Raw genomic sequence first — 15,188 nt, 5'->3', positions numbered from 1 at the left:
GTATTATTTTGTAACAAGTTGATTTTGATTGTAAATTCCGTAAACAGAACCTTTGATTTCAGTTCCTAAAAAAGCAGAATTTTTAGATTTTGAAAGAATGTTTTCTTTCGTAAAAGTTGATTTTCCTTCCGGAGAGAAAAGAGTTAAATTTGCTTTTGCACCTTCTTCAATAGTATGACTTTCTAATCCGAAAACACTTCTTGCATCAATAAGTTTTGCCACTATAGTTTCAACAGGTAAAACAGTCATTAAAGCTCCAAAAGCACTTTCTAAACCAATTGTGCCGTTTTTAGCGGTATCAAATTCCATTTTTTTGAATTCGATATCGATAGGGTTGTGGTCAGAAGTAATAATATCAATTGTATGATCGGCAATTCCGTTCAATAAAGCCTGTCTGTCAACTTCTGTACGCAATGGCGGTGTCACTTTAAAACGAGTGTCAAAACCGTCCAGTTTTTCATCCGTTAAAACCAAATGATGCACAGATGCACTGCAGGTTACCTGCAAACCTTTTGCTTTTGCCTCTCTGATTAATTCAACAGATTTTGCTGTAGAAATAGTAGGAATATGAAGCTTTCCGCCTGTATATTCCAGTAAAAACAAGTTTCTGGAAATTTGTAGTTCTTCGGCTAAATTCGGGATTCCTTTTAAGCCTAATCTTGTAGAAACAATTCCTTCATTGGCAACACCATTTCCTTTAATATTTGGATCTTGTGAATAGGCGATAACCAATCCGTCGAAATCCTGTACATATTGCAAAGCAATTTTCAGGATATTGGCATTGTCAATACTTTTGTTGTAATCTCCAAAAGCAATGGCTCCGGCTTTTTTCATGTCAAAAAGTTCAGCCATATCTTTTCCTTCACTTACTTTTGTTAAAGCGCCAATTGGGAAAATTTCTGTGGCAGAACCATTTGCTTTATTTTTCACAAAATTTACCTGAGACTGATTGTCAATAATTGGGAAGGAATTTGGCTGTAAACCAATTGCCGTAAAACCGCTTTTGGCTGCAACGTTTAATCCGTTTGCGATAGTTTCTCTGTCTTCGTAACCTGGTTCACCCAGCGAAACACTGCTGTCGAACCAGCCCTGAGATACGTGAAGATCATCAAAACGTACTACTTCTGCATTGTCGTTTGGAAGAGAAACGCCTATTTTTTCTATTAAACCATCGGCAATTAAAAGATCAACGGTCTGATTATGAAACGGACTTTTTGAGTCGATAATTTTTGCGTTTTTGATGATTATTTTCATATTTTGGATATTTATTTTATTCAAACATTAAATGTTTTCATTTTCTACCATTAAGAAATTAAGTTCATAAAGAAAGGAACTTAATTCTCTAAGCATTAAAAAAGAAAGTTCATAAAGGAAGAAACTTAATAATCTTAATGCCTTAATGGTAAAAAAAATCATTTCACAAATTTTATAATTGCCATTTCTAATGCTAAAAACAACAGTGCAAAGATAACAAACCATTTCCAAATCTGGCTGTCGGTACGTTCAGTTTGTAAGGTGTTAAATATGGTCGAAATCGTATCTGCAGTTTTAAAATCAGAAATAACATTTGTATTTACCCGGCTTAAATCGCTTTCGGTTCTTTTGTAATTAAAACTTAGATTTTCGACCCATTCTTTTTTGTCAAAAATGCTGTAATTTCCAGCTGTTTCAGGGAAATCATTAAAAGTAAGTTTGACTTTATTGTTCAAAATCTGCTGAATTGGAATAAAAGAATCTTCTGTTCCTTTAACTTCCAGAATAGCATCTTTTGTCAATAAAACATCAACAAAATAAGGCTGATTATTTCCTATTGTTAAAGCATTAACGCCTGTTTTTTGATTGTTCTGTGCAATTTTATAAAACAACGGAACAATTAAAGGCGATTGTTGAAAATTTGAGTTTACGCTATTTATAGGTGCCGAAAATACTGTAATTCCGGCTGTTGGATTTTGAACAGCTGTTACAAAAGCACCTTGGTCTTCATAAGATAAAACGGCTGGATATGGGCTTGAAATATCAAAAGAAGAATTTGTTTTTGGATATTGAAAATTCGTGATTTTATTTTCGAAAACTCCCGAAAATAAAGGATGATCGAAATTGATTTTCGTAATCAGTCTGCTTTCTCTTTTGAGATTGTTAAACTGAACTTTTCCAAAATTTCCTAAAAATGAATTTAAGTTAGAAACCGAACTTTTTTCAGAAGGAATTATAACCAAATTACCGCCTTTTGAAACAAAAGCTTTTAAAGTTGTCTGCAATGCCTGCGGAATTTCTGTTAATTCGTTTAGAATAATTGTATTTTGTTTTTCTAAACCATTGTAGTCTAAAGAACTGATTGCGTAATTATTGTAATTAAATTCAGCCGGAGTATAAATTCGGGATAAGAAATTGCTTTTTTCTGGTTCTCCAATGCTGATTACATTGGTTTTTTTGTTTTTTGAAATGCTGAAAAACAATTTGTTATCATAAGTTAAACCATTATCTTCAATTGAAACATAACCGTGAAAAGCTTCTTTTGGAATCGTAAAATTGATTTTCTTTTTCTTTGTGTCAAAATTTATAATCGTTTTAGCAATCAGTTTATTTTGATTGTACAAAGCCGTTGAAACAGGTTTGAAATTTTCTCCATAAGCCGATAAATTTACCCCAATTTCATAGAAATTTTCTAAAGTCTGATTGATGTAAACACTATCTATTGAAACATTGTTTTTCTGTTCGGCTTCAGAAAGTATAAAGTATGGTTTTTCTTCAGAGTCAGTGTTTTTAATATCATTTTCGGTTAAACCAACTGCGTCAGAAATAATAAGTATATCTTTTTTATGTGCCGATTTATGAGCTTTGATTTTAGCCATAATCGACGAAAGTTCAAAAGGTGCTGCACTGTATTTTAAATTCTGTAAAGCGCTTTTTGACGATTTTATATCAGTATTCCAGTAATTTTCGGTATTGGTAAGCAAAGAAAACTGAGCTGTTTCCGGCGTATTTTCCAGTAATTCCTGAACGGCGCGTTTTAGTAATTCTCCTTTTTTTCCTTTTGCCTGCATACTAAACGAATTGTCTAAAATTATATACATTTCGTTTGAGGCATTTTTGCTGTCTTTGGCTTCAAAAAAAGGCTGTGCAAAAGCAATAATCGCGCAGGTTAAAAGCAATAATCGGGTGGCAAGCAATAAACGTTTTTTGATTTTAGAACTTTTACGGGTCTGAACCGCCAGTTCTTTTAAAAAACGAACATTTGTAAAATAAGAAGTTTTAAAACGTCGTAATTGAAATAAATGAACCAAAATTGGAACAATCAATAAAAACAGAAAATATAGAATTTCGGGGTGTTTAAAGTGCATTCTGGCTTTGATTAACTTCGTTTCGTTTTGCGAAGATGTTGGTCAAAAATACAAATTAAAAATTTATTAAACCATATAAGTCCATATAAGAGATTATAAGTTGTACTTAAAAAGCTAAAATGAACTTTGTACCGTTTATATTCATGAAAACTAAAATTAAAAATGTAACTTTTGTAACTGCTTTTGTAACAAAGAAGCTGTTTAAAAAAGATATTAATGTGTATTTTAGCTAATTCAAAAAAAACAAACTATGAAAAAAATATCATTAATATTATTTTCAGCTTTATTAGCCACAACTGGAAAAGCTCAAAATAAATTTAACCTATTGGTTGGAACTTATACCAATACCTGCCAGAGCAACGGAATTTATGTTTATGAATTTGATGCTTCAACAGGTGATTTTAAATTGAAAAAATCTTCTGAAAGTGTTGTAAGCCCTAGTTATTTATCAGTATCGGCAGATAATAAATTTATTTATGCCGTAAATGAAAACGGAAGTCACAGCACAGTGAGCGCTTTTCGTTATGATGCGGCTTCGGGAAAAGTTGATCTAATAAATAAAAATGATGCTTTAGGAGCAGATCCATGTCACCTGATTAATGATGACAAGAATGTAATTGCCGCGAATTACTCTGGCGGAAGCATTGTGGTTTACAAGAAAAATGCCGACGGTGGTATTACAGAAGTTCAGCAGTTAATTCAGCATGAAGGAAAGGGACCAAATGCGGCGCGTCAGGAAAAAGCGCATGTGCATATGGTAACTTTTTCGCCAGATAAAAAGTTTGTTTTGGTAAATGATTTAGGTTTAGATAAAGTGTTTATTTATAAATATAATCCAGCTTCTAAAAATGAAATTCTGACTTTAAAAGGAAGTGTTGATGTAAAATCAGGAAGCGGACCAAGACACTTGACTTTTAGTAAAGATGGCAAATTTGTTTATCTGGTTCAGGAATTAGACGGAACGCTGACTTCGTTTAGTTATGATAAAACGGGAACTTTAAAACAAATTGCTGAAACAAGTATTCTTCCAAAAGGTTTTAAAGGCGGAACAGGTGCAGCGGCTATAAAAATTTCGCCAGACGGAAACTTTTTATATGTTTCTGATCGTGTAGATGCTAATTCGATTACGGTTTATAAAATCCAGAAAAACGGCAGTATCGAATGGGTTGAACAGCAAAGTACTTTAGGAAAAGGACCAAGAGATTTTGCAATTGACCCAACTGGAAATTATCTTTTAGTTGGCCATCAATACACAAACGACATTGTTGTATTTAAAAGAGACATCGCAACCGGAAAATTAACCGATTCAGGAAAGAGAATTCAATTGTGTTCTCCTGTAGGATTGGTTTTTACGAAAATATAGGTTTTTTTTAAAAGGTTCTGAGGTACTAAGCTGCTAAGATTCTAAGCAAAAAAAGGCTCAAATATTTAAACAATTTAAATATTTGAGCCTTTAATTTTATAAATAAGAAAAACTCAGAACCTTAGCAGCTTAGTACCTCAGAACCTTAAAAAAGCTACTTTTTTTTCTTCTTCTCATTTCTTGTCTTCAACATATTTCTGTTAACAGAACCGTGGGTTTTCTTTTTTGTTTTTGAAGGACCTCCCAAATTAACTTTTTTATTCTTTTTTGATTTTTCGTGAAAAGCTCCTTCACCTTCCAGTTTAGGTTTTTTCATTAAAAACTTTCTTGGAAGTCTGTCTTTTTCAGGTTCGATTAATTTTTCTGAGATTTCAACTTCTTCTGGAAAATCAGCAATTTTTAATTCCTGATCCATTAAAAGTTCAGTTTCTATTTTGAATTCTTCTTCTCTTGGAGTAACAAAACTTATTGCCGTTCCTGTTGCATCTGCACGACCTGTACGACCAATTCTGTGCATGTATAATTCTGGTTCTTCCGGAAGTTCAAAGTTAATGACGTGTGTAATATTCGAAATATCCAAACCTCTCGCCATAACGTCGGTTGTAATTAAACCGCGAAGATTTCCTTCCTGAAATTCAGCCATAGTGCTCAAACGGTAATTTTGAGATTTATTAGAGTGAATTACACCAAATTGACCTTCAAAAAGTTCATCGATACGATTAAAGAGCATATCTGAAATCTTTTTGTTATTTACGAAAACCAAAATACGACTCATGCTTTCGTCATTTTCCAGTAAATGTTTTAAAAGATTTACTTTGGTATTGAAATTCGGAACGTTATAAGTAATCTGAGTAATTTTTTCAAGAGGTGTTCCAGATGGAGCCAATGTTACTTCTTCTGGAAAATCAAAATAATCGTTTAAGATATCATCTACTTCATCTGTCATAGTAGCAGAGAAAAGAATATTTTGACGTTTGGTTTTCATCATCGCGAAAAGAGCAGTCAGCTGTGGTCTGAAACCTAAATTTAGCATTTCGTCAAACTCGTCAATTACTAATTTTTGAGTCTCGTCAAAACGAACAACAGCGTCAAGCGCTAAATCCATTGTACGACCAGGAGTTCCAACTAAAATGTCAACGCCTTCGTAAACCGCTTTCTTTTGTGTGTTAATGTTTACGCCTCCGTAAATACCCAAAGTTTTAACCGACATGTATGTAGTCAGTTTTTCTACTTCTTCTACAACCTGAACTACTAATTCGCGGGTTGGAACCAGAATAACGATCTTTGGTGTGTTGGTATGAGTAAACTTATAAAGTTTTAAAAGAGGCAGCAAATAAGCAAATGTTTTACCGGTTCCGGTTTGTGCAATTCCCATCATATCACGTCCAGACATGATTACAGAAAAAGATTTTTCCTGAATAGGAGTAGGCGTAACAAATCCTAATTCGTCAACTGCTTTTTGTAATGATTTTGGAAGATTAAATTTTTCGAAAGTGCTCATTTGCTTTAAATTTTGTGCAAATGTACGTTAAATTCATGGTTTTATTACGAAACTCTTAAAAGGAAGTGATAATTTGTTTTTGTAATTATTTGATTTTCATTGTTTATAGGTTTTAGAAATATTCTGAAATACTTGTTTTTTAGTAATCAAATCATTCCGATTAGGAAGAAATCACGTTCCTAATAATCTGCAAAAAATGAATTGTATATTTTATATTTTCAGCTCCGGAGGAGCATAATATTTGTAGCCAAAATTTATGCTAAAATGAATAAAAGCTCCAGCGGAGCGGCACATTTTAAAATCATGTCGCTCCGCTGGAGCTTAATTAGCCGATGGTTATAGTAGCTTTAAATATATCGTCCCTCTGGGACTTGTCCGATTTGTTTTTGTATTAAAAATTTAAAACCCTTCAAAAACACCTAATCCAAACAAAGCAAAATCATACTTTACAGGATCCTGAGCATCCATTTTTCTTAATTTGGTGTCTAATTCAAGTAAAGCTTTGGCATCGTTTTGTTTTCTTTCTAAAATTCCCAGTTTTCGGGCAACATTTCCGGAATGTACATCAAGCGGACATGATAAAACAGAAGGCGAAATGCTTTTCCAGATTCCTAAATCGACACCTTTTGCATCCTGACGAACCATCCAACGAAGGTACATATTGATTCTTTTCGCTGCCGAATTATTCAGCGGATCTGAAATATGTTTTTGGGTTCTGGCTAAATGATTGATTTCGAAAAATATTTTTTTGAATTCGCTGATACTTTTTTGTAAACTGTCTTTTTCCTGATTTTTGGCAAATACTGCTTCTAAACCGTTGTGATTTTTATAAATATGCTGTAGTCCTTTTATGAAACCGCCAAAATCTTTTCCGTTAAAAGTGCGGTGAACAAACTTTTCAAGATCGACTAGATTATCTTCAGAATGTGACATGACGAAATCGTAGGGCGTGTTTCCCATTAATTCCATCATTTTATGCGAATTTTTGATAATCATTTTACGGTTTCCCCACGCGATGGATGCGCTTAAAAAACCAGCAATTTCGATATCTTCTTTTTGGGTAAATAAATGCGGAATCTGAACAGGATCGCTTTCTATAAAATCCTGATTATTATATTGAATAACTTTTTCGTCAAGAAATTCTTTGAGTTCTTTTTGATTCATGTATTAATGAATTTTCTTTTTATTCGATTTTCCTAGCCCTGATGGAAGCGGCATCCTTTTGTTTTTTTCTTTAAAAAACAAAAGATACAGCGGACAGCAGGAATGAGCTCCTAATTACTAATCTGGCCGTCGACCATAATTAATTTTCTGTCGGCCATATTGGCTAAATCTTCATTGTGGGTTACGATTACAAATGTCTGCCCAAATTCGTCACGAAGTTTAAAAAACAGCTGGTGAAGGTTTTCTGCAGAATGTGTATCGAGATTTCCAGAAGGTTCATCGGCAAAAATAACATCGGGTTTATTAATTAAAGCTCTTGCTACGGCAACACGCTGTTGTTCTCCACCCGAAAGTTCGCTTGGTTTGTGATGAATTCTGTGTGATAAACCTAAATATTCTAAGATTTTTTTTGCTTCTTTTTCGGTTTCACCTTTTGGTTTGTTGGCCATAAATGCAGGAATACAAACGTTTTCTAAAGCTGTAAATTCTGGTAAAAGCTGATGAAACTGAAATATAAAGCCAAGATTTAAGTTTCTAAAATCAGATAATATTTTGTCCTGTCTGCTTTTCTTTTTAAAATAGCTTCTGTAATAAAAAAGCATGGCAAAAATGGGTAAAAACAGTGCGCTTACAACTACTAATCGTATTGTATCGTCGAAAATTTTAGTTCTAAAAAAGATTACATAAACAGCCAGAAGCAACATGTAAATTATACCAGCCCAGGTTACGATTTTAAATGTGCGTTCTTGTTTGGTGTTATCGTTTTCAATATCCTGAAGTTTTAAGATATTTTCACCATTTATGGTTAAAGAAGAATCCGGATTTCTTTCGGGTTTATCGAGAGTTCCTAAAATTTGCAGTAAAGTGGTTTTTCCGGCACCTGAAGCTCCAACGATCGAAACAATTTCGCCTTTTTTAATATGAAGATCAACTCCTTTTAAAACTTCGAGTTTATCGTAGAATTTATGAATATTTTTTGCGTGTATCATGTAGTGAAACTGTTTTTACAAAGAAACAAAGAATCTAATTTATAATCAAATTCAAAAGTTTAAATTCTAAATTGTGTTTTGGCGGAACTTTAAAAATAAAAATCGGTATGTAAATTGATATGGGAATTTAGAAATTAAATTTCATAAAGAAGTAATATTGATTTCACGAATAATTTTTAAATTCGATTAACTTAAAAATAAACGCATTATGCAGGATTTGAAAGTAGTAGACGATAACAGAATGTCAAAATTAATTATTGGTTTAATTTTGGATGGAATTGGTATGATTTCTTTCTCGATTCCGCTTCTTGGCGAATTTTCAGATGTTATCTGGGCGCCTATTGCGGCTTTTATAATGACCAGAATGTATAAAGGAAGAGTAGGAAAGGTAGCGAGTGTTTTAACTTTTATTGAAGAGATAATTCCGTTTACAGATGTAATTCCTTCTTTTACACTTACGTGGATTTATACTTATTTCTTTACCCGCCAGCCAAATGATTTTGAGGAAACGACATAAAAAAAGCAGCTTAAATAAGCTGCTTTTTTGTTATTGTACTAAAACTTTTTTTACATGTAAAACCTTTTTGTTTTCCTGATTTGAAACTTTTAAAATATAAACTCCATTTGAATTTAGGTTTACGTTTTCTGTTGTTTTTCCTTTAATGGTTTTCTTTAAAAGTTCTTTTCCAGATATGTCATAAACTTTAAGCTCAGCTTTTTCAATATCATTTTCAAGAAGCACAGAGATATTGCCTTTGCTTGGTATTGGCCATACTTTTAATCCGTTATCGAGTTCTTTTTGTGTTTCTTCAGTTCCAAGATGTGTGTTAAGACCGCTTACAATATTTACTTTTCTTGTCATTGTGCCGCCTTCAGAATCCGTTACTGTAAAATTAAATGAAGCCAGACCATTTGCAGTAGGTGTAAAGGCAACTGTATCTGTATTTAAAACGGCATTTCCGTTAACAACATTTGAAATGGCATACGAAACTCCGCTTGTAAATCCTCTTGATAATTTTTGAATATTGATGTCTATTTTACTTCCGTTTGGTGATTCGTAATGCGGAAGTGCCATCCATTGTAAATAATTATCGAGATTGGTATAACCGTCCTGATCGATATCGGCATTTGAATCTGAGAAATCACCAATTGCCGAATTTGCATTTGTTCCTATTAGATTTTCCCACCAGTTTGGCAGTCCGTCCTGATCTGTGTCCCAATCTGTATCTCTGTTTATTGCAGGATAATCTTCGTAACCGCCAACATCGGCTTCATTATCAGGAAATCCGGGTTTATTGGTTACGCTTCCTCTAATTGAATAAGTCCCGTTTAAAGTCTCAGAAATAATCCTTTGATCGTGCTCGTCGAATTCCGGCTGTACGCATCCTACATCTGAAAGAACAATTTTGTATGCATTTTTAGCTGATTGTGTTGTTACATAAGAAGGAAAAAACGGCGCATTTACGAAGTTATCATACGACACTGTGTTGCCCGAAGCTTTTCTTCCTGCTGTTTGGTTGCTTTCGTCAAAATAGCCCGGCATTACATTTCCGTTGAAATAACATTGCTGCATTCCGGTTCCTACGCCTTCATTTTGCTGATTAAACGCTACAAATATTTTTGATCCTGCGCCTGGTTTGTAATAGTTGTTTACGAAGTTAACTTCTTTCGTTCCTCCATCTGTAGTTCTTCCGCCCCAGTTGTAAACGACATTGTTAGTAATATCCATTTTACCTGCGTAAGCACCGTTTCCATCCAGTCCGCCGCCAAGACTCCAGTTTCTGCCATAACAATGCGCTAATAAATTATGATGAAAACTTCCGATATCACCGCCAATAGTGGCCGCATAACCATGTTCTGTTCCGGCAGGATAATTTTGATGTCCGGCTGCGTTTAAAGCTTCAGATATTAAAGTTCTTTGAAGTGTAATGTTTTTTCCGGAACGCGAGCTGAAAGATTCATCAATGGTCCAGCTGATAGAGCAATGGTCGATAATACTATGATCTGCTCCGGTTAATCCCATTCCGTCATAAGTAGGGCCACCTCCAAGACGGACACGGATATTTTGTACAACGGCATCATTTCCTGTTATGCCAAAAGGAGCAGAACGAATACATATTCCTTTCCCAGGCGCGGTCTGTCCGGCAACAGTTACGTAAGGCTGGCTTAAAACCAAACGAGATTGTAATTGAATTATACCCGAAGTATTAAAAACAATTGTTCTTGGACCAATATCATTGGTTACGGCTTCACGAAAACTTCCCGGTCCGCTGTCATTTAAATTTGTTACAGCAACCACTTTTCCGCCGCGTCCGCCGCGTGCAAAACGTCCGTAACCTTCTGCATCAGGAAAAGCAAGTTGTGCAGGACGAAAGCGCCATAGATTTCCTTTCTCGATTCCGTTTGCTAAAACTTCATCAATACGCCAATAATAAGTTTTTCCGGTATATAAGCCGTTTATTTGATAAGAATTATTAGCTAAAGCCTGATTTCCTTTAAATTCTGGAGAAGCTGTCGTTGCGTTTTCAACTGCTGTTGGATCTGTTCCGAAATAAATGTTGTGCGAAACAGCGCCTGAACCAGCACTCCATTGCAGTAATTTTCCGCCAGATGTTAATTCTACATGTTCGTCATTTTGTTTGGGATTTGGGTTTATTGCCTGATGAGAAATATTTGGAGTGTTTAATTCAAAACCATTAAGAATAAAGTTTTTGATATTTTCTGTTCCAGAGGTTTCTGCAGCCATTAATATTACAACATCTGTTCCTGTTATGGCTTGGAATTTTAAATAACTAGATGCTGCATCGGCGGTTTTTGTCGCTCTTACAGTTGGAATTAAATTATCGACTACTAAATTTCCATCAACAGAAATGTCAATTGGACTAAATGTGTTTGTGGCTGGACTGTCGACATTATTAAAAAAAGCTAATAATGTATGTTCCCCTGTAGTTAAACCGCTTATTTTAATTTCGATTTGAGCACCCAGATTTGCAGTCGTGCCTTTTACTGTAAGTCCGTCGCAAACTAATCTGGCGTAATAAGGCGCCTGAATTCCTGCTTTGTACCAATTTGTTCCTAAATTATCTCCATTGTTTCCTGCACGACTGACAGTAAAAGTAATTCCATTTTCGGTATAAGTACTGGTGTTTCCGGAAGCGATTACCCAAGCGGTGTAATCGGGATCGTTAACTTCGGCTTTTGGTCGGCCGGATTGGTCAAAATCAATTTTTACTACGGGATTTTGTGCAAAAATAACAGATGAGATTGTAATGCATAACAATGCCATTACATGACGTAATTTCAAGTAGTTTTTCAACATTTTAATGCTTTTAGGTTAGTAGTTAAGTAAGTCTAAGGTTACTCTTATCGTAAAGTTTGTTTTCCTAAAAAGTTTTTGAAAATGGCAATATTGGTCAGATATTGGTCATGTTTTTAGGAATAACTTTTTGATTATGAGTAATGTAAATATTGCGAATACTTAAAATAAAACCATCCTGTACTATCCTGTGAAAATGTATTTTTTACACTTAACTGATTTTGTTTTTTTAAGAAGTATAATTTTTGTCTTAATTTTTTAAAAATTCTTTAGCGTGTGTAAAATAGAGAGATTGCAGAGAAAGAATAAGGAATCCTGCCTGATATGATTTAGGAAAAGTAAAGAATGAAGTAAGAAAAGTTTTAAAAAAAAACTGTTATTCAGCTTTTGAATTGTCTTTTTTAAATAAAAAGCCCAGTCCCATATTTTTGAGCATTTTTTTTTCGAAGTTCCAGAAAAATTTAAACTGTCCAAATACGGTTCCTATTAGAACTAATAAAACTTGATAAATTGGGAAGATAATAATAAGGCGAATGAGTGTAAACCAGCCTCCAAAGTCTTCTTTAGTGATTCCCAGCCAAACGCAGAATGGTTTAGACAGCCAGGCAGAAGCCGATCCTGTAATGGCAAAAACGATAAGTATTATAATGGCTTGTAAGTTTGAGGTAATTCCCCAGCGTTTTTTTAGTCTTTCCATGCTATTTGTAATGATTACAAATATAGTAACATTATCTTGAAGGAACGTTACCCCAAAGCGTTTGTTTGTAAGTATTTTGAAAATAAATCATGTAATTGTAAATTAAATAATTTACTTCATATCCGTAGTGAATGTCTGGTCTGTAGTTTATTGACATTTCGTACAAATTTGGATTGTAACGCTGTGGCTGTAAAACGCGACTGTTCCATTCTGTTACATACAAATAGTTCTTATTTTCAAGATATTGTAATGAATAATAATTTCTGGGATATGCTCTTGATGCCAGCCACGTGCTGAAACCGTTGTCTATAATTATTACTTCATATTCAAGAGAATCATTTGCAATTCTAACAGTATCGCTTATTTTTTTATTAGATGCTGTATCAGTACTTGCAATGTTCTTAGAAGTGGTAGAACAAGCAATTACAATAAATAAGAGGATTAATATGGAAATGCATTTTTTCATGTTTTAAATTTACGAATATTTGATGAAAAGAGGGAGGAGTTTAACAAGAATGTAACTAAGCTTCTAAGTTTCAAAGGTGCTGAGCTTCTAAGTTTTTATTTTATAAAGTAGAAAAAGCTGTTTAGTAAACAGCTTCCCTTTGATAATTTTTACTTCGTACCTTAGAAACTTAGAAGCTCAGCACCTTAGAATCTTTATTTACTCCCAAACAGCTTCCCTATAAAACCAGCGATACCGCCTTTGCTTTTGGTGACAACCAGTACATCGGCAACATCTAGTTTTCCGTCGTTATTTTGGTCTAAACCAAATTGTACTCCGTATTTTGAAATAGTATCCATAATTCCTGATGCTTGTGTGCTGTTTCCGGAAATTGAATTTATAATATCTGAAATTTGAAAACTGCTGTCGTTTGGATCTTTTGCTTTATTAACTAAAGAACCTAAAATCTGCGGAATTAAATTTGATGCAACTCCGTTTGAATCTGTATTGTTTAAGCCAAATTTTTCACCAAGATTTCCGCTTAACTGCTGTTGAATTTGCTGTACAACCGGATTTGAACTGTCAATAGGTGAATTTCCATTAAATAATCCTGCAATTTGATCCGCTCCACCTTCAGAAACAATCTTTTTTAATCCTTCAAAAATAGAATTGCTGGTTTCGCTTATTACGGCTTCATTATGTTCATTTGGGACAGCGTTATTGTTTACAACAGCATCGCCTCCGTATTGCTGTACTAATTGGGTTAATTGTTCAAACATGGTTAAGTGAATTTAGAGTTTATAACCCAAATTTAAACAAAAAAGAAACGGATTTATTAAACTGTATTAATAAATTTTATTGTAAGTAATTTATTTTTAGGTGTTTGTGTTTATTTTGATGTGTGGTAAAACAAAGTTGTCTTATTTTGTTTTTGAAATCAGGACTCTATTTAAGGCGTTTTTTTAGGGATTTTTGCTCCGCACCAGGAATTGATATTTTCAGGATTAAATTCTGGACAGAGAAGAACATTTTTTTTGGAAAAATACAGCACATCATTATTCAATGTACTTAAGTTGTAATAATAGTTGTTAGAATCCTCTCCGTATCGCCATACGTCACTTGAGCCGTCATTACGAACAGTTTCTTTAAAAGTGAAAATTGAGGATTGTTTAGGAATGAAGTATTCTCTTTCAGTAATTAGTGAGAATATATTTGAGAAAATATGGGTACGGGATAGTGTAATAATTACTGTAAATACGATCAAATAAATAATCCATTTATGTAGAGAACTTTTTTTGTCAGCTTTCATTCTATAATTTTAATCTGAATCAAAGCTAAATAAAAAAAGAAAGAGATTTACTGTAAACAGCAAATCTCTTTTTAAGTAATTTATTATTTAAATTATTAGCTTAATAAAGTAATAATTTGTGAAGCTAATTCTGTACCAATTCTGTCTTGTGCTTCTCCTGTTGCTGCTCCAATGTGCGGCGTTAAAGAGATTTTAGAGTGCATTAAGATTGCCATTTCTGGTTTTGGCTCGCTTTCAAAAACGTCTAAACCTGCAAACGCAACTTTTCCTGAATCTAAAGCTTTTACTAAAGCAACTTCATCAATAACACCACCGCGAGCACAGTTTACGATTCCAACACCGTCTTTCATTATTGCAAGTTCTTTTTCTCCAATGATGTAACCATCCTGAGCAGGAACGTGTAATGTAATGAAATCTGCTTCTTTAAATAAAGATTCTAAAGATTGAGAAACGATTGTTGTAGTGATTGACTGTCCATCGAAAAATTCAACTTTTACATCAACCTGAGGGATAAAGCTGTCTGCAGCGATAACTTTCATTCCAAGACCAAGAGCCATTTTTGCAGTAGCTTGTCCGATACGACCAATACCAACAATACCTAAAGTTTTTCCTCTTAATTCAGTTCCGTTAGCATACGCTTTTTTCAAACCGTCAAAGTTTGAATCTCCTTCAAGAGGCATATTTCTGTTAGAATCATGTAAAAAACGAACACCAGAAAATAAGTGTCCAAACACTAATTCAGCAACAGATTCTGAAGATGAAGCAGGAGTATTAATTACGTGAATTCCTTTACTTTTTGCATAATCTACATCGATGTTGTCCATACCAACTCCACCACGTCCGATGATTTTGATACCAGGGCATGCATCGATAATATCTTTACGAACTTTAGTTGCACTGCGCACTAAAATTACATCAACATTATTTTCGTTAATAAAGTTAGCTACTTGTTCCTGAGCTACTTTTGTAGTTATAACTTCAAATCCGCCTTTTTCTAAGGCTAGAATTCCACTTTTAGAAATTCCGTCATTTGCTAATACTTTCATTGTTGTGTGTATGTTTT

The 15,188-nt window shown here is 33.9% G+C and carries 12 protein-coding genes and 2 pseudogenes; 2 read left to right on the top strand and 12 right to left on the bottom strand.

Going from position 1 to position 15,188, the window contains the following annotated elements:
- Positions 1-3 precede the first annotated feature (3 nt).
- Both ABD859_RS12900 and ABD859_RS12895 read right to left on the bottom strand, forming a co-directional pair.
- On the bottom strand, positions 4-1,254 hold the full coding sequence (locus tag ABD859_RS12900) for a dihydroorotase (protein WP_345144903.1): 1,251 nt from the start codon (positions 1,252-1,254) through the stop codon (positions 4-6).
- A 158-nt stretch (positions 1,255-1,412) separates the two neighbouring features.
- Positions 1,413-3,341, bottom strand: coding sequence for a BatA domain-containing protein (locus tag ABD859_RS12895; RefSeq protein WP_345144901.1), 1,929 nt, complete (start codon positions 3,339-3,341; stop codon positions 1,413-1,415).
- Positions 3,342-3,591: 250 nt separating this feature from the next.
- Here ABD859_RS12895 and ABD859_RS12890 point away from each other — a divergent pair, with 250 nt between their 5' ends.
- Complete coding sequence (locus tag ABD859_RS12890) at positions 3,592-4,704, top strand: lactonase family protein (protein WP_345144900.1); 1,113 nt, start codon at positions 3,592-3,594, stop codon at positions 4,702-4,704.
- 154 nt (positions 4,705-4,858) lie between these two features.
- Here the strand turns inward: ABD859_RS12890 and ABD859_RS12885 are convergent, their stop codons facing one another.
- From ABD859_RS12885 to ABD859_RS12870, 4 genes and pseudogenes are all read right to left on the bottom strand, one after another.
- Positions 4,859-6,205: a DEAD/DEAH box helicase gene (locus ABD859_RS12885; RefSeq protein ID WP_345144898.1), complete on the bottom strand. Its 1,347-nt coding sequence runs from the start codon at positions 6,203-6,205 to the stop codon at positions 4,859-4,861.
- Between the two features lie 399 nt (positions 6,206-6,604).
- Entirely contained in the window at positions 6,605-7,369 is a 765-nt protein-coding gene (locus ABD859_RS12880) for a TIGR02757 family protein (RefSeq protein WP_345144896.1), read from the bottom strand.
- A gap of 110 nt (positions 7,370-7,479) precedes the next feature.
- A pseudogene (locus ABD859_RS12875) lies at positions 7,480-7,929 on the bottom strand (ABC transporter ATP-binding protein); the annotation flags it as partial.
- A gap of 216 nt (positions 7,930-8,145) precedes the next feature.
- Positions 8,146-8,358 (bottom strand): annotated as a pseudogene (locus ABD859_RS12870) (ATP-binding cassette domain-containing protein); the annotation flags it as partial.
- 208 nt (positions 8,359-8,566) lie between these two features.
- Between ABD859_RS12870 and ABD859_RS12865 the strand changes: the two are divergent.
- Positions 8,567-8,875 carry a hypothetical protein gene (locus ABD859_RS12865; RefSeq protein ID WP_345144894.1) on the top strand — a complete coding sequence of 103 codons (309 nt, stop codon included), beginning with the start codon at positions 8,567-8,569 and terminating at the stop codon, positions 8,873-8,875.
- Between the two features lie 30 nt (positions 8,876-8,905).
- Here ABD859_RS12865 and ABD859_RS12860 read toward each other — a convergent pair whose 3' ends face one another.
- From ABD859_RS12860 to ABD859_RS12835, 6 genes are all read right to left on the bottom strand, one after another.
- Positions 8,906-11,677 carry a T9SS type A sorting domain-containing protein gene (locus tag ABD859_RS12860; RefSeq protein WP_345144892.1) on the bottom strand — a complete coding sequence of 924 codons (2,772 nt, stop codon included), beginning with the start codon at positions 11,675-11,677 and terminating at the stop codon, positions 8,906-8,908.
- A 373-nt stretch (positions 11,678-12,050) separates the two neighbouring features.
- Entirely contained in the window at positions 12,051-12,371 is a 321-nt protein-coding gene (locus tag ABD859_RS12855; protein ID WP_345144889.1) for a DUF6787 family protein, read from the bottom strand.
- A gap of 31 nt (positions 12,372-12,402) precedes the next feature.
- Positions 12,403-12,837, bottom strand: a complete 435-nt coding sequence (locus ABD859_RS12850) for a DUF6146 family protein (RefSeq protein ID WP_345144887.1) — start codon at positions 12,835-12,837, stop codon at positions 12,403-12,405.
- 194 nt (positions 12,838-13,031) lie between these two features.
- Positions 13,032-13,595 (bottom strand): hypothetical protein, encoded by a 564-nt coding sequence (locus ABD859_RS12845; RefSeq protein ID WP_345144885.1) that lies wholly within the window; start codon positions 13,593-13,595, stop codon positions 13,032-13,034.
- A 170-nt stretch (positions 13,596-13,765) separates the two neighbouring features.
- Positions 13,766-14,125, bottom strand: a complete 360-nt coding sequence (locus tag ABD859_RS12840) for a hypothetical protein (RefSeq protein ID WP_345144883.1) — start codon at positions 14,123-14,125, stop codon at positions 13,766-13,768.
- Between the two features lie 95 nt (positions 14,126-14,220).
- On the bottom strand, positions 14,221-15,171 hold the full coding sequence (locus ABD859_RS12835; RefSeq protein ID WP_155100731.1) for a D-2-hydroxyacid dehydrogenase: 951 nt from the start codon (positions 15,169-15,171) through the stop codon (positions 14,221-14,223).
- Between the last annotated feature and the right edge of the window lie 17 nt (positions 15,172-15,188).

It is taken from the genome of Flavobacterium ginsengiterrae (assembly GCF_039539785.1).
GTDB classification, from domain to species: Bacteria; Bacteroidota; Bacteroidia; order Flavobacteriales; family Flavobacteriaceae; genus Flavobacterium; species Flavobacterium ginsengiterrae.
Note: the sequence above shows the minus strand (reverse complement) of the source record. Positions and strands in the feature narration are given on the sequence as shown.

Excerpts from the sequence above, each read along its gene's own strand:
- ABD859_RS12855 (WP_345144889.1), bottom strand. The coding sequence starts at position 12,371 with ATGGAAAGACTAAAAAAACGCTGGGGAATTACCTCAAACTTACAAGCC.
- ABD859_RS12885 (WP_345144898.1), bottom strand. The coding sequence starts at position 6,205 with ATGAGCACTTTCGAAAAATTTAATCTTCCAAAATCATTACAAAAAGCA.
- ABD859_RS12860 (WP_345144892.1), bottom strand. The coding sequence starts at position 11,677 with ATGTTGAAAAACTACTTGAAATTACGTCATGTAATGGCATTGTTATGC.
- ABD859_RS12880 (WP_345144896.1), bottom strand. The coding sequence starts at position 7,369 with ATGAATCAAAAAGAACTCAAAGAATTTCTTGACGAAAAAGTTATTCAA.
- ABD859_RS12850 (WP_345144887.1), bottom strand. The coding sequence starts at position 12,837 with ATGAAAAAATGCATTTCCATATTAATCCTCTTATTTATTGTAATTGCT.
- ABD859_RS12900 (WP_345144903.1), bottom strand. The coding sequence starts at position 1,254 with ATGAAAATAATCATCAAAAACGCAAAAATTATCGACTCAAAAAGTCCG.
- ABD859_RS12890 (WP_345144900.1), top strand. The coding sequence starts at position 3,592 with ATGAAAAAAATATCATTAATATTATTTTCAGCTTTATTAGCCACAACT.
- ABD859_RS12865 (WP_345144894.1), top strand. The coding sequence starts at position 8,567 with ATGCAGGATTTGAAAGTAGTAGACGATAACAGAATGTCAAAATTAATT.
- ABD859_RS12895 (WP_345144901.1), bottom strand. The coding sequence starts at position 3,341 with ATGCACTTTAAACACCCCGAAATTCTATATTTTCTGTTTTTATTGATT.
- ABD859_RS12845 (WP_345144885.1), bottom strand. The coding sequence starts at position 13,595 with ATGTTTGAACAATTAACCCAATTAGTACAGCAATACGGAGGCGATGCT.
- ABD859_RS12835 (WP_155100731.1), bottom strand. The coding sequence starts at position 15,171 with ATGAAAGTATTAGCAAATGACGGAATTTCTAAAAGTGGAATTCTAGCC.
- ABD859_RS12840 (WP_345144883.1), bottom strand. The coding sequence starts at position 14,125 with ATGAAAGCTGACAAAAAAAGTTCTCTACATAAATGGATTATTTATTTG.